Genomic DNA, 20,249 nt, shown 5'->3' on the forward strand with positions numbered 1-20,249 from the left:
CAATAACGGCGCAGAATCTGGTGTCGGCGGCCACTGTTAGAGCTGCCAGTTAAACGTCCAGCCTCGGCGAGCTCCGTAAGCTGACGACTCAAGAAAGAGTGACCCCGAGCTGGGAATGAAGCATTCGCGTAGATGTCGGTGTCCGACAGTCGCCGAATGCCCTTCAAACTCTTACCCCGCCAAGTGGAAAGTGGACGATCGCAACGAACGCCCGCTTAACTCACTGGAACGGAAACTGGCAGACAGGTCCGGTCCTCAAGCCGCCAATTGCGAGCAAACGAGTAGATCTGCCGCTGATCAGTCTGCGACATGAATAGGAGCTGCGTTGTCCGTGTTGTTTGATAATTCCGAAGTTGAAGAGCGGCTGTTGGAAACGGGCTGCCCCTTCGGTTCATCCGTGGTGCTGGTGATGACTGACCCCACTTCATTTCCAATCACCTTTCCCATGGCCTCCTGAATTACCTGGGGAACCACGCGTTCGAGCATATTTTCAGCTGCCGCTTCGGTAGCCTCTTTGGCAAACTTTTCGCCGAATGTTTCGGTCAGCTCTTGGGTCCACTTCCGTAGCATCGCGGAGGCGATACGACCACCAACGGCGCTCATCACGTCTGCAGCAACAGCACCACCGATCTTGCTCGCCACAAAGCTAACGGCCGAGTCAGCGGCGATTCCCACCAGCCCGGCAGCATAGTCGCCAGGCGTAAAACCGACGACCACGGAATTCGGCGAAATGACTACGTCACTTGGATAGTTGCAAGGATCGTTGCAGGCTTGGTTCATGCTCACAAAATTACATGGAAAGCAGACGGCGGCCATCGGCACGCCTGCTCCATCGACATCGATTTTCACAGTCGAAGCCGAAAACATCGGCTTCGAACCGCCAAACGCAATGATCACCGGAATCAGTACGTTCGGCGGTGGCAGCGCAATATGAGGCACCACCAACCCACTATCGTTGCCCTGACCAATGAACTGAAAGCCGAACGGCCCGATCACTGTCTTGGACCATTTCGCCCCGATCGTTAGTCCGAGCAGCGTGTCCATCGAGACGTGGGGCGTCATGACGGGAACCACCGACGGCGGATACAACGCCATGTGCGAACCGAGTCCGACAAACGAATGGATCGTCAAGTGAGCGACATGCATCATGACTTCAGTCCTTAACTCCAGCGAATGGTCCAGGACATCTTGTCCAGTTCCACCTGATGATACTGACGAGCGGCAACGCTGCGCGCACTCCATACTTCCACGACCTGACGATCGTCCGGTCGAATCACTACCGCGTTCAGTTGTGGTTTCGTTGTGAGTTTTTTCAATGGGCTGACCGCTATTTCCGCTTCGGGCGGTCGAGCTGCAATCTGAATGCGGATCTCCGGAGAGTCCGGATGCAGGTTGCGAATGGTCACTGATGTTTTGGCTTTGATGTCTTCGACCACCATGCCGGGAGAAGCTGCCTGCTGGAAGCCGGGATGCCACCCCTGATTGGTGACGCTACGAAGAGTCAGAAGGTCGGGCACCGCCCAGCCTCGAGCGACTTCACTGACTTCGGTGTCCGGCGTTAAGTGCTCTGGTGTCAGCCCGAGGTATCCGATTCGCGGAAACCACGACGCATGCGACCAATCAAAGCAGGCGGGCAAGGGACCATTCAGCCAGCGAGCAGACTCACCGATTGCCAGCCGGTCTGGCGTCACGGGATCGTCGGGGAACTCCAGATTCGGCACGCGAACGTGTTGAGCAGATTCTTCATCCAGCACCCAAACGAAGCCCACTCCTGCCGGATTTCGCGGGTAGTGGAAGCCCAGAAATGGTTCGAGTTCAAAATCGGGCTCTGTCGCCATCACGCCGTCCGCGATCGGATCATCGTGCTCACCCAGCGCCCGCACATCGCACCCACCGTACGCGCGGTCATACCGAACGGGCATGCGTTCGAACGGTTTCGGCTGGCTGAACGTCGGCCCACTTCCATTCCACTGAAGTGTTCTGTCCCCGTGGACGCGCACAGTTCGCGACAGGCCGGGCATCTGAATTTCGGCATCGACCACCGTCGACGGAGAGCCGTAGCTGTATGCCGATCCCTGCAACACCACATCGGTGCGAGGCTTGAAGGCCAGCAGGTCGAAGTCCCAGCAAGGCGGAGACAACAATGGCAGCTCGGCCTCGTCGTAGTTTTCAGGTTTAAAAACCAGGGGAAGCTGTTCTTCAGAAGGTCGGCAAACACCATCAGCGCCGATGTCGTAGGTGCGTTTGGCGACCAACGCAATCTCGTCGTGTTGTTCTGGGTGGGCCGACACAAGTGCTTCGGTAGGATCAGACATTGACCACCTCCGAGGCGTTGAATTCAGCCCAGTCGACAATGTATTCCGGCGGAACCGTGGCCGGAGCAGAGCCCTCCCGCACAATCGCGACGCGACGTTCCAATGGCCGAAACCGGTATTTGAAGCAACAACGATGCCCCAATATCACCCGCCGTTCATCAGACAGAATAGTGATTGTGTCTAACTGAGACGGAAACACATAGCTGCGATCCTGCAATTGCACATACGCATGAAACGACAGCTCTGGCAATCGAAAATTCAACTCGCGGCCATTGGCCTGCACGCCAGTTATACGAACCGTTGAGTCCGGTGGTGGCACTTTGGGAAGTATGAGTTTCGGGTTCGCGTTGTTGTGATAGCTCGGCTTGATTCGGCGGATTTGAGGCGGAGCAGTATCTGTGTCGAATTCTGCCGAGTTGAAAATCCGTAATGAACTCTCGCGCGAAAGCGGTGCAAAACACGTGGGTTCCGGCTGATCCTGCCATGTTGCGATTTGGTTCTCAGGATCTTCCAGATTCGGAAGAACGCCGCCTTCAGCAGATTCCTCGTCCACGTAAAATCCGCGGCCGTCTGGATTTGCATGGAAGGGAAAGTCGCCATTTTCGACAGGACACTTGCCCCCATAGGCGCGTTCCCATGTCAGCGGAATTGACTGGAATGGCTGAGGCCTCTCAGGGACCAATTTCCTGCCGGAACGCACCCAGCGCCGATTGCCGTAGACCAGAACAGACCACGACTGCGAACCGATCTGCAATTCCACTCGCGATCTGGTGCCCGGAGTTTTTTCGGGATAGGCGTGCCCCAGTAACATCACGTCAACGCCGGCTTTGCGAAACGGCGAATCTTCGTCGAAGGCTCCCAGTTCCAGCTCAACGGGTTCGCCTATCGGCCACTCCTGCTCCTCCGATGCGACAAGTTCACCTTCTACGATGTCGAAAGAAGCTCGGACGATGGCAGAAGCCAGCATCATGTCCTCGTCGACAACAGTGTAAGGCAGTCCCACATTGAATCCGGTTCGATTGATAAGGTCCATGATTGTCCCTCAGCAGTTCAGCCGGATGCGTTCACCGCGCAGGCGAACATCGTCGTTGGCTTTGACGGAAACGTCGCCGAGTGTGGCGCGAATCTCCTGAACCTGAGCCTTGCTGCTCAAGGTCTGCCCAGCGTCAATGACCACATCCCCTCCGGATTCGAGCCGTAACTCCTCTTCCCCACGAATAGCGACACGGTTCGCGTCGACGGTCAGCAAACCTTCGCTGCGGAGGCACAGGCCGTCTTCAAATACCAATTCCGCGCCCAGCTCCGTGACCCGGATACTGACTACCGTTTGCCCTTTGCCCGACCGAATCCGCACCGTGCTGCCATTCTCATCCCCCTCGACGGTCAGGGTCTGGCCACTGGGCAATCGATGAGGTCCGGTGGAACGAGGAGCCTGCTCGGTTTCTGAAACAATCGTCTGCAGAGTCGATGCGACTGACGTTTGGCGCGCTTCGAGCAACTCGTCGGCGGTATTCGCCATAATCGATTTTCCTTTTCACCACAGATTTCGTGAGGGACGTGACGCTGTAGAGAATCTGCACGTCAGAAGCTCGAAAAGAGCCGCCGCCTGCTATGATTCTCGATGCCCCAGGCGTAGGTGTTGCCCGAAAATCGGCCCGGATCCGAATTTAGCCAAATGAAATCGGTTATCACCACGAAAATGACGCAACAATAAAGGGGCGATACGGGATAACATTCAGGCGGCAACCCACCCCATTTGAAACCGAAGATTCGAATCTCCTGATCACGGCTGGTAGCTTTGACATGACCGAAATGAGCCTTCTGGTCTTTTTGAAGGTGGTCCATTGCCACCGTTTTCAGCCTGCTCACTGCACGTGAATTGTGGCCAGTCGAGATATGATGGAATGCTGGGTTGTGGCGGCATCGTCGGTGAATTTCTGTTTGACCCTGTTGTATTGATTTCGGTCCGACAGCACTTTGGAGAAATAAGATGGCAGAAATGATTCAGGGCGAACGGCCCATCGGCGTGGAAACTCCTCTTGGAACGGACGTCCTTGTGCTGACGTCCTTTGCTGGCGAAGAACGTATTTCCGGTCTGTTTTCGTTCGAACTGCAACTGATGTCCGAACGGGGCGACATCAAGCCGGACGAGATTGTCGGTCAAAACATCGACTTCTACATTCGTTTTCCGGACGGCGAGCCTCGCTACTTTAATGGCCACGTCAATCGGTTCACGTACCGCGGCAAAGGCGACCGGGCTCACATTTACCAGGCTCATGTCGTGCCGTGGTTCTGGTTCCTGACCAAAGGGGCCGACTGCAAAGTGCATGAAACGGGAAGTCAACAAAGTGCGCAGGACATCATCGACGGACTGCTCGGCGAGCTGGGCTACACCGACTATAAATGGGACCTCAAACGCACGCCTGAGAAACGCGACTACTGCGTTCAGTACCGCGAAACTCACTACGATTTCATTACCCGACTTCTGGCCGAAGAAGGAATTTACTACTACTTCAAGCATGAGCAGGGCAAGCATGAACTGGTCATGACGGATCACGTGGGCGGTGTGTTTGATTGCGAAGATGCCGAGGTGCAGCTTCTTTCAAACCTGGCTCAGCCCGAACTGACAGACAACCTGTCGTCGTGGAATCACGACTACGAATTCACAACGGGCAAGTTCGCTCACACCGACTACGACTTCGAAAAGCCGTCGACAAAACTGCTGGTCACGAAGGACACCCTGATCTCACTGCCAGACATCAAAAAGCATGAGGTCTACGATTTTCCTGGCGACTACCTCGACAAAGGACTGGGCGACGGTCTTGCCAAACTGCGAATGGAAGCCGAAGAAGCCGGGTTCGATTCGGTCACGGGTAGCAGTGAATGCCGATCGTTTTCACCCGGCGGCCGCTTTGAGGTGGTCGACCATCACAACGATGGCGAGAAAGGTGGGAAGTGGGTTCTGACGGCCGTTCAGCACACGGCAGACCAGGGCGGCAACTATTTCGGCGGCGGCACGCATTCGGACGACATCTACAAGAATCAGTTTAAGTGCATTCCAGCCGAAGTCGTATTTCGTCCACCGTTTCGCCCAAAGCCGCGCGTGCATGGCATCCAGTCAGCCGTTGTGGTTGGGCCGTCCGGCGACGAGATCTACACCGACGAGTTTGGACGCATCAAAGTTCAGTTCCAATGGGACCGGCTGGGAGCGGCCGACGACAAGAGCAGCTTCTGGGTACGAGTCATGACGCCGTGGGCAGGTGCCAACTGGGGCATGGTTCACATCCCTCGCATTGGCCACGAAGTCATTATCGACTTTCTGGATGGTGACCCGGACCGTCCCGTGATGACGGGCATGGTCTACAACAAAGAGAACATGCCTCCCTATGGCCTGCCCGACAACATGACTCAGTCGGGCATCAAGTCACGTAGCTCAAAAGGAGGCGGCGCGGCCAACTTCAACGAAATTCGTTTCGAAGACAAGATGGGCAGCGAAGAGGTCTACATTCACGCTGAAAAAGACAAGAACGAAGTGGTTGAGAACGATCACACGGTCAGCGTGGGCCACGACGAAACGATGGACGTCGGTAACGACCGAACTCGAACGGTGGGCAACGACGAAAAAGTAGACGTTGTCAACAACCGAACCCGCACTGTCGGCAGCAACGAGAGCGTGACGGTCGGAAAAATGAGGACTCACACGGTCGGCATTAACGAAGCGATCACCGTCGGCGCGTCGCAGGAAGTCACAGTTGGCGCCGCACAGGCAATTACGGTGGGAGCCAATCAAGCGACGACCATTGGCGTCAATCAATCGAATGAAGTCGGCAAGGACCAATCGGTCGAAGTCGGTGACAATCAGACGACACAGATCGGCAAGGACCAGTCGATCACCATTGGCGACAATCAGACGATTCAGATCGGCAAAAAGTTGTCCATCAACGTCGGCGACGAAATCTCAATCGTCACTGGCAAGGCGAAGCTGGTGATGAAAAAAGACGGCACGATTCTGATCAGCGGTAAAGACATCACTGTCGAAGGAAAAGGCAAGATCAACGTCAAGGCGTCGAAAGATATCGTCATGAAGGGCAAGAAAATCCTGCAGAACTAACCTGACATCGACGTGGTCAAACTTACTGCGACTGCGCTGTGAAGCCCCTGGCCAGACCAGTGCACTTCGTGCAGGTGGGTTATCAGTTTTTTTCACCTGCTTCTGCCCAATTGCGGGCTTCTGCGCACTACGCGAAAGACTGTACACCGAACTCGGGTGGACGCCATTGAAACAGCTGAGAACACTGCGATGGAAGGCCTGGCGGATCAGCGGCGCGGTAATCGTCGTCAGCGCTCAGCAACTGAGTGCGGTCGGTGTCGCTCGGTGCGAATACAGAACCTGAGACCCGGTGAGGCGTCTCGTACGACTCATAAAACACTGTCGGCGGTATGGTCGAACGCGAGGGATTATAGCTGCAGTGGAAGAATTACAGCCGCTTCCCTTTGGTTGTGGACGGATCGGTGGGGAGCAATTGTCAAATGTTGTGTTTTGGGTTTTTGATTTAGGCGGCGATATCATCCTGCATGATTCCGTCTTTGAAGGAACGTCCTTCGATGACGAGTGTGATCTTTTCGTGGCAGTTGAGTCGTCTCCATTTCTTCGATGCTGACTGAGCCAGCTTGAACATCATCGCTAAGCTCGCCCGTCTTGTTCCGCTGCCTTTGGTCTTGCGGTGACGAAGGCGGATCGTCGCGAAGGTGGATTCGATCGGGTTGGTTGTCCGCAAGTGGCTCCAGTGTTCGGCCGGGAAATCGTAGAACGTCAGCAGCTCGTCGCGGTCCTTCTTCAGGCAATCGCAAGCCGCTGCATACTTCGCACCGTACTTTTCAATGAATTTATCGAACGCTTTGTTCGCATCGTCCTTCGTTTCTGCCTGCCAGATTTCGTGCAGGTCGCCTTTCGCTTTGGGTTGAACGCTCTTAGGCATCTTGTTGAGAACATTGGCCGTCTTGTGAACCCAACAGCGTTGTTCACGAGTCTCGGGGAATACTTTGCGGATCGCGGCCCAGAAGCCAAGCGCACCATCGCCAACGGCAACCTTCGGTGACAATTGCAGGCCACGTTGCTTCAAGTCGACCAGTAACTCGCACCAGCTCTGCTCGCTCTCGCGGTAACCGTCCAGCACCGCGATCAATTCTTTCTGGCCTTCCGGCGTAGCCCCCATCAGCACCAGCAAACACTGCTTTTTATTGGCGTCATCCTCCAGTCGGACCTTCGCGTGAATGCCGTCGGCCCAGATGTAAACGTACTGCTTGTTCGATAGATCCCGCTTGCTCCAGTCATCGTATTCGCTGCACCACTGATCCTTGAGCCGGCAAACCACGTTGGGACTCAGCCCGGCGGCCCGCTCGCCGACGAGCGACTGCAACGCCTCGTTGAAGTCACCCGTGGAAATTCCTTTGAGGTAAAGCCAGGGGATGAGTTCTTCAATGGCCTTCGTTTTTCGCAGATAGCTCGGAAGCACGCTTGGCGAGAAAGCCACCCGTTTTTCGCGATCAGGATCGTTGTCGCGGACACGCCCCTGAGTGACCGGAATCGCTCCGGCACCGGTGAGGATGTCCCGCTCCGGAAGGCTTCCGTTCTTGACGACCAGTCGCCGGCCGTGCTCGTCAGTCCGATCCGCATGCATGGCGACGAACGCATCCACCTCGGCATCGACTGCGGTTTGTAGCATCCGCCTGGCTCCCTCACGGACAATCTCGTCGAGCGGACTTCGCTCGTCGAACTGAGCCCGAAAGGAAATCACTTCGGGATCGAGCGCTTGACCCACTGGCACTTTGGTTCGGTCTGTTTTAGTCTTGCTCATAGCGTATTCCTTTGCCCACTTCGGGCCGTTGGAGAGGAGAAGTTCCAACAGGATGCGCCACCTTTCTCATTCACTCAAGAACACAACTTTCGACAATAACTCGGTGGTGGGAATTGGCCCACATAGGACAATTACCGATTTCCGCGGCGCCAAGCCAGGGAGATTCGCTGTCGTCGCTCTGATTGATCGCCGCCCGGCATTTCGCTGATAGCCGCGAGCCCAATTCAGCCATGGAACGCATTTGCAGGATGAAGCGAATAAAAAAAGGCGGAAGGAGGCAAGGTACGGGGCACGAACCTAGACCTCCTCCGCCGCCTCCCCAAGGGGAGGTTTGCTCATCTGGCAGGTCGCGTTGACCACTCAGAGTTGTGCTTTGAGCCTGTCAGCGAGACAAGGTAGTAATCGAGCCAACCAAACAGTTCTTGCGACAATTCCCTTCGGGTAAGGGAAACCACCTACTCATAAGCTGGACTGGTTTACGCAGCCCGAACAGTCTTCCATGGCCGCCACCCGGGTTCCGCGAGAGAAAAGTGCATCTTGTTATGCATGTTCGAGCAATTGTCAAATGTTGTGTTTTGGGTTTTTGATTTAGGCGGCGATATCATCCTGCATGATTCCGTCTTTGAAGGAACGTCCTTCGATGACGAGTGTGATCTTTTCGTGGCAGTTGAGTCGTCTCCATTTCTTCGATGCTGACTGAGCCAGCTTGAACATCATCGCTAAGCTCGCCCGTCTTGTTCCGCTGCCTTTGGTCTTGCGGTGACGAAGGCGGATCGTCGCGAAGGTGGATTCGATCGGGTTGGTTGTCCGCAAGTGGCTCCAGTGTTCGGCCGGGAAATCGTAGAACGTCAGCAGCTCGTCGCGGTCCTTCTTCAGGCAATCGCAAGCCGCTGCATACTTCGCACCGTACTTTTCAATGAATTTATCGAACGCTTTGTTCGCATCGTCCTTCGTTTCTGCCTGCCAGATTTCGTGCAGGTCGCCTTTCGCTTTGGGTTGAACGCTCTTAGGCATCTTGTTGAGAACATTGGCCGTCTTGTGAACCCAACAGCGTTGTTCACGAGTCTCGGGGAATACTTTGCGGATCGCGGCCCAGAAGCCAAGCGCACCATCGCCAACGGCAACCTTCGGTGACAATTGCAGGCCACGTTGCTTCAAGTCGACCAGTAACTCGCACCAGCTCTGCTCGCTCTCGCGGTAACCGTCCAGCACCGCGATCAATTCTTTCTGGCCTTCCGGCGTAGCCCCCATCAGCACCAGCAAACACTGCTTTTTATTGGCGTCATCCTCCAGTCGGACCTTCGCGTGAATGCCGTCGGCCCAGATGTAAACGTACTGCTTGTTCGATAGATCCCGCTTGCTCCAGTCATCGTATTCGCTGCACCACTGATCCTTGAGCCGGCAAACCACGTTGGGACTCAGCCCGGCGGCCCGCTCGCCGACGAGCGACTGCAACGCCTCGTTGAAGTCACCCGTGGAAATTCCTTTGAGGTAAAGCCAGGGGATGAGTTCTTCAATGGCCTTCGTTTTTCGCAGATAGCTCGGAAGCACGCTTGGCGAGAAAGCCACCCGTTTTTCGCGATCAGGATCGTTGTCGCGGACACGCCCCTGAGTGACCGGAATCGCTCCGGCACCGGTGAGGATGTCCCGCTCCGGAAGGCTTCCGTTCTTGACGACCAGTCGCCGGCCGTGCTCGTCAGTCCGATCCGCATGCATGGCGACGAACGCATCCACCTCGGCATCGACTGCGGTTTGTAGCATCCGCCTGGCTCCCTCACGGACAATCTCGTCGAGCGGACTTCGCTCGTCGAACTGAGCCCGAAAGGAAATCACTTCGGGATCGAGCGCTTGACCCACTGGCACTTTGGTTCGGTCTGTTTTAGTCTTGCTCATAGCGTATTCCTTTGCCCACTTCGGGCCGTTGGAGAGGAGAAGTTCCAACAGGATGCGCCACCTTTCTCATTCACTCAAGAACACAACTTTCGACAATAACTCTGCATGTTCGTTGACTTCCCGCAACATTTCGGAGGCCGATGAAGCAGAAAAATGTCGCGTCGTGACGACATCTTCTCAGAACCCACGGTAGTTCCCCCCAAACATGTGGCCGCACCTGGCAAAATCCGCACGCTCAGAATCGTCGACCTAGTCTTCAGAAAATCGCGATCACCGGGCCACATCAATGCTTCACCAACGAGACACAAGAATAGTTGCCGAGGTATCTCGTCTTGATGCCGCACTGGACGCTCTTGTCTCACAGTGGCTGCAGCAGCTCGACCAGAATCCGACAGCTGTACCGACGGCCGGACAGTCAGGTTTCCCAATGCGCCAAGCTGACCTCTGGCGATGCCCAACGGCATCTCGCAACGTCGTGAACGCTCAACTTCGCATCGCACAACTGCGGCAAAACCTCGAACAACGCCTCACTGATAGCCCACCGGAAAATCCAGCTCCGACACCTCGACCGCCCATGTCCAATGCAGAAAGCATGGCCTCGGATGCGGCGATCATTCAACGATTCGTCGATCGAAACCTGGCCAACGGCTTGAGTCCCGACACCGCCTATCACACAGCGTGTGAAGAACTGCAGAAAATTTGTGAATTCCCCTGGGACGCATTCCACTTCGATATGCAAAGCAAGAGAGTGCTGGTCAGAGCCGAAACTCCAACCAGCACAAGCACGGCTCATGAGCGCACTCCCTCGGAAGATGGCAAAACCACCCGGTGAGGTTGCCGCACACATTCCCATAGTGCAGACCCTGTGTCTGCAAAAAGATCACGAGGATTGGGCGAAGTGCGTAGTATTACCCAGAGCGTTTTAGGCGTTGTGCCGCAACTGCTTCGTCCGCGTATTCAACGGGGAGTTGCAACAAATCGACAGCGTCGGACAGGATTCTGCTGAGAGTGCTCCGCCGGTAGACCTTCCGATTGGAATGCCCCGGCTGGACGCACGGCAGACAGTGCCGACCTGAAGCAAACCAGGCCAGCCGCAACTATTCAGTGGGCTGTTCGTCGACCGAATTTTCCGCGTGTGCAGCCGCGTCGTTGTGTTCTGCCGCGTCTTCTTCGTGCTCTGCATGAGCGGCGTGATATTCGTCCATTTCTTCGCCCCAGTGCACAACCTGCGGTGCGGTTGTCGTGTAATACGCGACGCCAATGTCGGGCATAAGAGCCAGGGGCAGACCAATGGCCAGAATCGTTGTCGGAGCGAGGAGCACGTACTTCCAGTTGCCTTCAAACTTCAGGTGCATGAAGAACATCATCACGCACAAAGCCTTTGCCATCGCTACCGCCAGCACGAGGACGATCACCACATTGTGAGATACGAACATGCCCATACCGTCGAATACAACAGACAGGGCTGTGAAACCGCACAGAGCTGCAAACACGTAAAGGTAGTTGACGCTGTGGGCACTATGGTCGTCGTGTGCCATGATATTTTCCGTTCAAAATCAGCAGGGGCTATTTGCTGGTCTGATACTTGCGAAAGGTGCTACGTAAAAAGCGTAGACGCCACCCAGAGAATGAAACACTACTGAGACTGCAAAGAAGCTAAACGATATACAGCAGTGGGAACAGGAAGATCCAGACAAGGTCCACAAAGTGCCAGTACAGGCCGCTGTTCTCCACCCAGTCTGTGTAGGTAGCGTCCAGTTTATTCCATCTCAGCAGCGGAACCGCGAACAGAATCATGCCCACAATCACGTGAATGGCGTGGAACCCAGTCATCAGAAAATAGATAGAAGCAAACAGGTTGCCGTACAAAACCGGATGCGGATCAAGCACACCCGCTGCAACAGCCGGTCCATACCCTTCGTCGGCTTTCAGATCTTTCAGATAGTTCACCACTTCTGTGTAGGTCAGTTTTGGAAGAGACTCGCCCTCTTCCAGATCGGCGCGAGCCGCGAGATAAGCAGGGCCGGCTGCGGCTGGCACTTCTGTGAGCGACACGTTTGCGACGTTGTGCTGATGTAGGTTGCTCCACTTGCTGTAGAGTTCAACATCGACCGCCGCTGTGGCTTTGAGGTCTTCGTCGCCTTCCTCACCTTTCGCGAAGATGTCCAGCTGTGCACTGACATTGGCGAGGTCGGCGGCCTGAGGAACGTCGACAACTTCAGCGTCTGTGTAGACGGCAAAGCGTTCTCGGACGACTTCCTCAAGTTGGCGGTCGACCTTATTAATGGCCTGCCCGGGAGTTTCCGCGACTTTGCCGGGCAGAATTTCGTGTGTGAACTTACCAGCGTATTCAACGCCCTTAATCCCCAGGAAGACGAAGGCCAGCAGCATCGTAAGACAAAGCCACTTGCGAGCGTCTGCAAACTTCTTCTTTGCCATGGCTTCGTGAGCCAGTACAACAAAGTAGCTCGACACGATCAACACAAACGTATTCACGCCACCCGCCAACAGCAGGATGTGTGTGTCCTCGTACGACGTCGGCCAACCGGGCGAACCAATTCGCAGCACGATGTACGAACCGATAAACGCGGTGAAGAACATGATTTCCGTGCCGAGGAACAACCATAATCCGAGTTTTGAATTCGGAATCGGGATGCCCATCTTCAGAGCGGAAGGTTGTGGACTGTGTGACATGATTTTGAGATCAACAGGCGTTTTTTGTGAACTCGCAAATGCGAGGAATCATTTTTGAGTGGTACGGGCTGACAACAGGCGATGACTGGAATCACTGCCATACTGGTGAGACTCGTTAGCCCATCGCCGTGAGTCGCAGAAAATCCACAACCAAAGCGATCAATAATAACGGCAAACACAACAGAGAATTGTAAAGCAGCTTTCGCGCTTTCTGATCGTTGCGATCCAGCGCGAAGCGAAGTGTGTAAAACAGATAGGTGACTGACAGAATGGCTGCCACGAAAAAGTACAGGTCACCAGACATGCCAACCGAGGCCGGTAGCAAACTGACTGGCACAAACGCGATTGCGTAAATGGCGGCGAACAGGCCTGTCAGCCGCCCTTCGTCTTTAAACGATGGAAGCATGCGAAGGCCGGCTGACTGATAGTCGTGTCGATGAATCCAGCCAATCGCCAGAAAGTGGGGAAACTGCCAAACAAAGAAGATGCCGAACAGTGCCAACGCTTCCCAGCCGAAACTGCCCCCAGCTGCCAGCCAACCCAATACCGGCGGCATCGCACCGGGGATAGCACCTACTGTTGTGCAAAGGGACGTGCGAGTCTTCAGGACGGTATATCCGAGGACATACACCAGCAATGTTGCCAGCGTTGCGATGGCGGTCGCGGGATTCACCAGATTCCACAGCGATGTGAAGCCGACAATCGTCAGTAAAAAGGCGACTGTCACAGCTTCCGCAGGCAGAATTCGGCCCGTCGCGATCGGCCGCGATTGGGTCCGTGTCATGCGGGCATCGGTGTGTCGTTCCAGTAGCTGATTCAGAATGCTTGACGCAGCCACCAGCATAACAATGCTTAGCATGGCGATGATCAGAACGGTGCCGTGAAACACAATGGGGGACGCCAGAGTAAATCCGACCGCAACTGCCACCATCGTCATGACGGCAATTCGAGGTCGGCAGAGTTCTGCGTAGTCGGCAACACGTTGTCGAGCCATCTCCGCAGCCAGACTTGATGTCGGCGCTGAACTGGCTGACGACGATGTGGATGTTGCAATGCTCATGCGAGTCCCCCTTTGGTCCGCTGGCTGTCGTCTGCGGCCAACGTCTTGACGGCTGAGCCAGCATGGAACGTCGCAGACAATTCACTTAGCTGCCCCGTTCGAAACCGGAGGATCAACTCCATCGCTCCTGCTGACGCCGTCGCCAACAGAAACATTCCCCCAACGGTGTGCAGGCTGCAGACGACGTTTTGAGCAGGCGAATTTGCTGTGGCGACCCAGCCAAGAGACGCGAAGCCTAGTTTTGTAAGCCAGGCCCCCATGCCCAGACCGAGCTGAATCAGTAGTGCGGCCGCCAGCCAGCGGCCGCGACGACGAATCGATGGCAAGTCGCTGCGACACAGAGTGACCAGTACAACAGTTGCCAACAATGTGACGATGATTGCTCCGGCTACGTGTTCATGCAGCATCCGTCCGAGGTGGCGAAACATGCCGCCAAGGAAGTACTGCCCCAGAACGGCCACAGGCAACAACAGCCCGGCCGCAAACGTGGCTGCCGAAATTCGGCGATCCTTCGCGGTGTTGCTTTCAGAACTCTGTCGTCGCACGAGAATTGCGAACAGGAAGCACAGCGTAAAAAACAAGCCCGCTGTAATGCTGTGAGTCATCGCCAGCACTTGTGCGTTCTTGATGACTCGCAAGCCCCCCAGCAAACCCTGACCAATCACGGCCAGAAGGATAACAACGGCCCCGACGCGAACCCAGAGCGCCTTCTCTTTAATGAATGCCACCACAACCAACGCTATCGAGACCAGACCGATTAGCACACCGGCAAGGCGATGACCGTGTTCCACAAATTTATCGGTGCGACGCAGATCGTTGAGCCACGGGTAGAGCAGCATGTTCTGACCGTCTGATGTGGGCCAGTCGGCGAACGCCATGCCAGCCTTCAATGTTGTCACCAATGCTCCGATCGAAATCGGTAGCAGCGCAACAATGCAAGTCACTACGGCAAGCCGTTGAACTGCAGGATGAATTGAAGGCTGTGAAGACATTTACTCGTCGCTACGCCTCAACGGCATCAGCACTTTTGGGAAGCTCCGGCGGTGGTGTCGTCTGCAGGATAAAGTCCTGCCCCAACGCCTCCGCTTCTGGCGATGAATATTCGTAAGGACCTCGGTAGCAAACGGGAGGCACGTCGAAGTTGCCGTGACCAGGAGGCGATGGAGCCGTCCATTCCAGCCCGTTGGCACCCCATGGATTGCGGCCCACTTTTTCGCCGAAGAACATGCTGTAAAGAAAGTTGCCCAACAGCAGGAACTGAGCCAAGCCCATCAGAACAGCAAAGCACGTCATTGCCTGGTTCATTGGCAGCAGGTGTTCAAGGTAAGGGTGCAGATATGGGTCGGCGTATCGTCGTGGCATACCTGCGATTCCCAACAGATGCATCGGGAAGAACGTCCCGTTGAATCCGATAAAGGTTAACGCGAAGTGCCATTTGGCGACGGTGTCGTTCATCATGCGACCGAACATCTTCGGGAACCAGAAAGTGATTCCCGCAAACACGCCAAACAATGTTGAACCGAACAGTACATAGTGGAAGTGAGCCACAATGAAGTAGGTATCGTGAAAGTAGATATCAACCGGCACAGCCGCCATAAAGATTCCGCTGAGACCGCCGACGATGAACATCGCCACGAAGCCTGAACAGTTCAACATCACAGAATTGAACTTCACATCCCCGCCCCAGATTGTGCCAATCCAGTTGAAGGTCTTAATGGCAGACGGCAGAGCGATCATCATCGTGGACGTCATAAACGTCATGCCCAAAGCCGGGTTCATACCACTGGTAAACATGTGGTGGCCCCACACGATGAAACCGAGGCCGGCGATCGCTGCCATTGAGTACACCATCGGCTTATAACCAAAGACCGGCTTGCGACACATGCAGGACAGCATGTCAGACACCATCCCCATCGCGGGTAACAGCATGATGTAAACCGCTGGATGCGAATAGAACCAGAACAGGTGCTGCCACAGCAGCGGCTGACCACCACCCACAGTTGGCTCGGCGTTGTTGACGATGACACCCGCCGGAATGAAGAAGCAGGTACCGAGAAGTCGGTCGGCTACCAGCATGAAGCCGGCAGCGGTCAACACAGGCAAAGCGAAAGCCTGCAGAATCGCAGTGATAAACATCGCCCAGATCGTTAGCGGCATGCGAAACAGGGTCATGCCTGGGGCTCGCATATTGATGATGGTCGTCATGTAGTTGACGGATCCCATCATCGACGACACACCAACAAGTGTCAGACCGAAGAGCCAATATGTCTGAGCCGGGCCTGACCCGGGCGCGGCTTCGGCCAGCGCGCTTAACAGAGGATACGATGTCCAGCCGCCGGCTGGCCCCGCAGTCACTCCGCCTGCAACAAAGCTGGCCCCGAAACAGAACATTGCTGGCCACATAAACCAGTAGCTCAACATATTCAGCACGGGAAACGCCATGTCATCCGCACCGATCTGCAGAGGGATCAGAAAGTTTCCGAACGCTCCGGCAAGAATCGGGATGATGACTAAAAAGATCATCACGGACGCATGCATGGTAAACAGCATCGTGTAGAACTCAGGCGAGATCATCCCACCGGCGTTCGCGAATATCTTGCCGAGAATCGGCATGTTCTCCCACGGAAACGCCAGCTGCCAGCGGACAGCCAGTGCCAGGGCACCGCCAACCATCAGCATCAACAGCGTGGTGACCAGGAACTGAATCCCGATCATCTTGTGGTCCGTTGAAAACAGATACTTCTTGTAAAACGGTAGCTTGTGATGATCATGCGCGTGGGCATGGTCGTCGCTATGTGATTCGATTGCCGGGCTGATCGTGGCCATCGAAGAATCCTTCAGTATCTAAATTCGGTAATGACTGTCGTTTGTTTAACCCGTGATCGAAGACCAAGCGCGGCACGCCGATGGTGTGTTCTGGTCTGCGGCCACGGGTTAAACGGATTTACGATGAGCCTGATATGAGTTCGACAAAGGCGGGAAGCTCCCGCATAAATGCACTCAGTCGCAGCTAACGCCACAACTGTCCCCTCGGAAAGGGGAAGGTTTTATCGGAAAGTCATATTCAGACCTTCCGATAGGCTAAGGCCCCTAAACTGGCCCCCCAGCGACCTTCTCTTCTTCGTAAAGAGAGAAGCACGTTGGATTTGCTATTAGTCCTATTCTTCGTCCTCAACAACACCGTCGAAGTTTTGTTCTTCCTGCAGTTGCTTAAGGTAGGCCTGAACCTTTTCTTCCGGTTCCGCCACGATGGTCGCTCGCATCTTGTAATGCCCCCAGCCACACAGCTCCGCACACACCAGGTCGTAGTCTCCCGCTTTGGGAATCTCGAACCATACCGGGATAATCAACCCGGCAACGGCGTCCTGTTTCACTCGCAGTTGAGGCGCAAAGAATGCGTGCTGAACGTCATCGGTTCGCAGGTTGAATTTGACCGGTCGGCCCGTCGGAACGTGTATCTCGTTGACCGCATACAGGTCACCCGGTTGAGCTTCATCCTGCAATGCTTCCCCCGGTGCGGGGTACCGAATACGCCATTCGAACTGTCGCGCCATGACCTCCATCTGAGGTCCATTTTTCATTGTCTCTTCAGGATAGAAGGCCTGAACTCGGAATTGAGCCCACACGTCCATCTGAATAAGAGCAATAAACACCAGCACGATTGCTGGCACGATTGTCCAGATCAGTTCCAGGCTGTGACTGCCGTGGCTGAATTCGGCTTTGGTTTCTTCTGACTTGGTCGCACCCTTCCACAGGACATAGCCCAGGCCAAACTGAGTTCCAATGAACGTGATCGTCACGATCCCCAGAATCAGGTAGAACAAGTCATCGATTCGTTGGCCGAGCGGACTCATGGCCTGACCGTCTGTGGCAGGTCCATTCGTTGGAAACCACCAGCGGTAGTCTTCACTAGGCGCAACCCAGCACATCCACAGGGCCACGATTGGCCAGAAGAAGAAAAACAGTGCCCAAAACTTTTTCACGATGGTAGTCTCCGAGACATTCGCACGAGCGGTAAACGGCGTTTAAGGCGTAGCGGTGGGTGCTGCTTCAGACGCGGCAGATACTGGGATGTGCCCCGGTTCGGGCTCGAAGGGAATGCTGAGAACGTAGTTGACGATGTGCCAGATGTCTTCATGTTGCAAGTTCTTGTAGGATGGCATGCGCGTTCCCTTGATCCCTGCCTGAATACGGCAGAACAAATCATAAGGTCGGCGACCGCCTCGATAGATACCGCGAGTCAAATTGCGCGGCTGGTTAACGTTGTCCCAGATGTCGTGTAATCCGGGCTCTTCATAGAGTTCCTGCGTGACAGGATTCTTTTCATAAATCAGCGTCTGCGGTCCGTTGCCCTGGCCGCCGATGCCGTGGCAGTCAGCACAGTTAATGGCCGCACTCAGAAACAGTTCCCGGCCACGACGTCGGGATTCCACAGAATCAGGAATCCGTGCGGCTGTGGGAGTTACCTGAACGTCTTCAGTGTTTGCTTCCGTCCAGGCCTGTTCCATATCGTCAGAGACAAACTCAAGACTGTCCGGCAGATCTTCGCTTAAAAAATCCTTCAGCTCGGTCACAATGTCGCTGTGACTTTCCCCTTGTTCCTTGCGGGACGCGAGAGCGTCTTTCGAGAAATCAGCTGACAGTTCAGTGACCATGCGACGTTCAAATTCACCTCGCATTGTCAGAAAACGAACGTATTCAACAACTTCATCCAGTTCGCCCGTTTCTTCGCTCAGCATCGGGACAAACGACGGCATGTACGTTCCGGGAACTCCATTACGCAGAACGCGTCGCAGGTCTTCCCGACTCACCTTGGCCTGAGCCGTTGTGGTAGTGAATTTGAACACGCCGTGTTGATAGTTGCGTGGACGAGGATTCAGGTACTCGGCTGTTGGCCCCTCACCATTACCGCTGGTGCCATGACAGTGCGAGCAATGTTGCATGTAAAGCACTCGACCATGCGCCAGCGGCTTACCGCCGTTTAGCACAACGACATCGCCCACTACAGGAGCGGCCTCAAGTGCATTGGTGAATCCGACGACACCGTCTTCGGCTGACCAGCTTGCCATAAACATCGTTAATGGGGCAGCTTCACCTGTCAGAAACTGTAGCTCCGGCGGATTCTCCGGATCGAATTCCAGAGTCGCGTCGTCGTCGAGTTCTACCGTGATTTCTTTGACGGCAGCAGAATCCGGTACGGCCGTGATTCGGCCGGTGATACCGCCGAAATCAATCGGAAGCTTTTTCCAAGCGACCAGATTTTGTGGTGTCCCGAAGCGTGTCAGCACCAGGTCGCTCACGCCCGGTAAATCACCAACCCCATTTTGAGCTTCCTTCATTAGTGACTGAGTGTACGTGCTGGCTTCGAAATGAGATTCGAAAGCCGACTCACTGCACCCCAACAGCGTCAGCATGCTGACGGCAGCAACCAGGGTCATCAGTTTTTGGTATGTCTGCACCAACATCAATAAGCTCTCAAGTGGCTTGTCGTTTTGAACCAGTCCAAGCGTGCCGAATTTCTACAGCGACAACTTGCTTTCCGGGTAAGCAATCTTGACTTCCGTGGGTGACCCACCGCCAACAGTTACCTTAAGTTTTCGTTCCAGATAATTACCGGCGGCAGCTTCGTGCCAGACAACAAATTCATGTTCGCCGGAGGGAACGTCTTTAATTTCGAAGTTGCCGTTTTCATCGGTTACCGCGCCGTAAGGATGGTCAATCGGCATGTGATATGCCTTCATCCATGCGTGAAAGTCACACGTCACACTGAAAGGATCTTCCGCTCGAGTGTACTTGAGCTCCAACGCCCCCTCGCGGTCATTAGGCGGCACCAAACTGGAGACGCCATTGTTCTTCGCGGGATTCGTGTGCGTGTTATGAGCGATAGGGTCAGCGCTAAGCACTTTGATGGTTTGGCCGACGGGCACCAGCATACAGTGCGGTTTAAATACACAGTTTTCCTGGTCGAAAATCACCGGTTCAGATGGCACGGCCATTTCCGGTGCTCCCTTCGGAGCCTTCTTCATGAAGACAAACACGTTGGCCACGCCGTTGTCGGCTCCCATGACGAAGCGTTCGTCCGGCACATCCACGGCCGCACAGACTTCCTTATCCTTGATGTCGGCCCCTTTCACGAACTGAGGCGGAAGGCCGGGCGCTGTGCCTTCGAAGACCACTTTTCCGACAATCGTCCCCACGCCCCCGGCTTCTGCAGCAGCCGGGGCATCGCCACCAGCACCTGCACCGGTATCAGCTGCGACAGCGTCACCACTAAGATCGGCTGGCAGAAAAGTAACGTCCGGAACGACGGTCGATCCGCCGCCAAACTCACTACAGCCAGTGGCAGCCAACATCGTGACTGCGACGGACAGTACCGTGACCCGTGAGGCTATGTTTGTTGACATCATTGTTGAGATGCTATTCGACATA

General features: G+C 55.1%; 16 protein-coding genes. 2 read left to right on the forward strand and 14 right to left on the reverse strand.

Annotated elements, in window-relative coordinates; translation table 11 throughout:
* Positions 1 to 297 precede the first annotated feature (297 nt).
* Genes Fuma_RS18410 through Fuma_RS18425 form a run of 4 tightly spaced genes read right to left on the reverse strand, consistent with a single transcriptional unit; the run spans position 298 to position 3,834 of the window.
* Positions 298 to 1,149: a hypothetical protein gene (locus Fuma_RS18410; RefSeq protein ID WP_077025417.1), complete on the reverse strand. Its 852-nt coding sequence runs from the start codon at positions 1,147 to 1,149 to the stop codon at positions 298 to 300.
* A gap of 11 nt (positions 1,150 to 1,160) precedes the next feature.
* A complete protein-coding gene (locus tag Fuma_RS18415) occupies positions 1,161 to 2,315 on the reverse strand; it encodes a DUF2169 family type VI secretion system accessory protein (RefSeq protein WP_077025418.1) in 1,155 nt (384 codons plus the stop codon).
* On the reverse strand, positions 2,308 to 3,348 hold the full coding sequence (locus Fuma_RS18420) for a DUF2169 family type VI secretion system accessory protein (RefSeq protein ID WP_077025419.1): 1,041 nt from the start codon (positions 3,346 to 3,348) through the stop codon (positions 2,308 to 2,310). Before Fuma_RS18420 ends, Fuma_RS18415 begins: the two co-directional genes overlap by 8 nt.
* Positions 3,349 to 3,357: 9 nt before the next feature.
* On the reverse strand, positions 3,358 to 3,834 hold the full coding sequence (locus Fuma_RS18425; RefSeq protein WP_083732142.1) for a hypothetical protein: 477 nt from the start codon (positions 3,832 to 3,834) through the stop codon (positions 3,358 to 3,360).
* Positions 3,835 to 4,305: 471 nt separating this feature from the next.
* On the opposite strand from Fuma_RS18425, the gene Fuma_RS18435 reads away from it, so the two are divergent.
* Positions 4,306 to 6,426: a type VI secretion system Vgr family protein gene (locus Fuma_RS18435; RefSeq protein ID WP_077025421.1), complete on the forward strand. Its 2,121-nt coding sequence runs from the start codon at positions 4,306 to 4,308 to the stop codon at positions 6,424 to 6,426.
* Between the two features lie 442 nt (positions 6,427 to 6,868).
* Here the strand turns inward: Fuma_RS18435 and Fuma_RS18440 are convergent, their stop codons facing one another.
* Together Fuma_RS18440 and Fuma_RS18445 are read right to left on the reverse strand one after the other, a co-directional pair.
* On the reverse strand, positions 6,869 to 8,173 hold the full coding sequence (locus Fuma_RS18440; RefSeq protein ID WP_077022463.1) for an IS256 family transposase: 1,305 nt from the start codon (positions 8,171 to 8,173) through the stop codon (positions 6,869 to 6,871).
* Positions 8,174 to 8,761: 588 nt separating this feature from the next.
* Positions 8,762 to 10,066, reverse strand: a complete 1,305-nt coding sequence (locus tag Fuma_RS18445; RefSeq protein ID WP_077022463.1) for an IS256 family transposase — start codon at positions 10,064 to 10,066, stop codon at positions 8,762 to 8,764.
* Between the two features lie 286 nt (positions 10,067 to 10,352).
* On the opposite strand from Fuma_RS18445, the gene Fuma_RS18450 reads away from it, so the two are divergent.
* A complete protein-coding gene (locus Fuma_RS18450) occupies positions 10,353 to 10,898 on the forward strand; it encodes a hypothetical protein (protein WP_077025422.1) in 546 nt (181 codons plus the stop codon).
* A 265-nt stretch (positions 10,899 to 11,163) separates the two neighbouring features.
* On the opposite strand, the gene Fuma_RS18455 is transcribed toward Fuma_RS18450, so the two are convergent.
* The 8 genes from Fuma_RS18455 to Fuma_RS18490 all read right to left on the reverse strand — a co-directional run bounded on the left by Fuma_RS18455 (position 11,164) and on the right by Fuma_RS18490 (position 20,248).
* Entirely contained in the window at positions 11,164 to 11,604 is a 441-nt protein-coding gene (locus Fuma_RS18455; RefSeq protein WP_077025423.1) for a cytochrome C oxidase subunit IV family protein, read from the reverse strand.
* A gap of 118 nt (positions 11,605 to 11,722) precedes the next feature.
* Positions 11,723 to 12,760 (reverse strand): cytochrome c oxidase subunit 3, encoded by a 1,038-nt coding sequence (locus tag Fuma_RS18460; RefSeq protein ID WP_077025424.1) that lies wholly within the window; start codon positions 12,758 to 12,760, stop codon positions 11,723 to 11,725.
* A gap of 115 nt (positions 12,761 to 12,875) precedes the next feature.
* Positions 12,876 to 13,820 carry a heme o synthase gene (cyoE, locus tag Fuma_RS18465; RefSeq protein WP_083732144.1) on the reverse strand — a complete coding sequence of 315 codons (945 nt, stop codon included), beginning with the start codon at positions 13,818 to 13,820 and terminating at the stop codon, positions 12,876 to 12,878.
* Complete coding sequence (locus tag Fuma_RS18470) at positions 13,817 to 14,764, reverse strand: COX15/CtaA family protein (RefSeq protein ID WP_158521057.1); 948 nt, start codon at positions 14,762 to 14,764, stop codon at positions 13,817 to 13,819. Before Fuma_RS18470 ends, cyoE begins: the two co-directional genes overlap by 4 nt.
* A 58-nt stretch (positions 14,765 to 14,822) precedes the next feature.
* Positions 14,823 to 16,646 carry a cytochrome c oxidase subunit I gene (locus tag Fuma_RS18475; protein ID WP_077025426.1) on the reverse strand — a complete coding sequence of 608 codons (1,824 nt, stop codon included), beginning with the start codon at positions 16,644 to 16,646 and terminating at the stop codon, positions 14,823 to 14,825.
* 332 nt (positions 16,647 to 16,978) lie between these two features.
* Positions 16,979 to 17,803, reverse strand: coding sequence for a cytochrome c oxidase subunit II (locus Fuma_RS18480; RefSeq protein ID WP_077025427.1), 825 nt, complete (start codon positions 17,801 to 17,803; stop codon positions 16,979 to 16,981).
* 42 nt (positions 17,804 to 17,845) lie between these two features.
* Positions 17,846 to 19,285 (reverse strand): cytochrome c, encoded by a 1,440-nt coding sequence (locus tag Fuma_RS18485; protein WP_077025428.1) that lies wholly within the window; start codon positions 19,283 to 19,285, stop codon positions 17,846 to 17,848.
* Positions 19,286 to 19,339: 54 nt separating this feature from the next.
* Positions 19,340 to 20,248 carry a hypothetical protein gene (locus Fuma_RS18490; RefSeq protein ID WP_158521058.1) on the reverse strand — a complete coding sequence of 303 codons (909 nt, stop codon included), beginning with the start codon at positions 20,246 to 20,248 and terminating at the stop codon, positions 19,340 to 19,342.
* Between the last annotated feature and the right edge of the window lies 1 nt (position 20,249).

Origin of the sequence: Fuerstiella marisgermanici, from assembly GCF_001983935.1 — a bacterium.
Classification (GTDB): domain Bacteria; phylum Planctomycetota; class Planctomycetia; order Planctomycetales; family Planctomycetaceae; genus Fuerstiella; species Fuerstiella marisgermanici.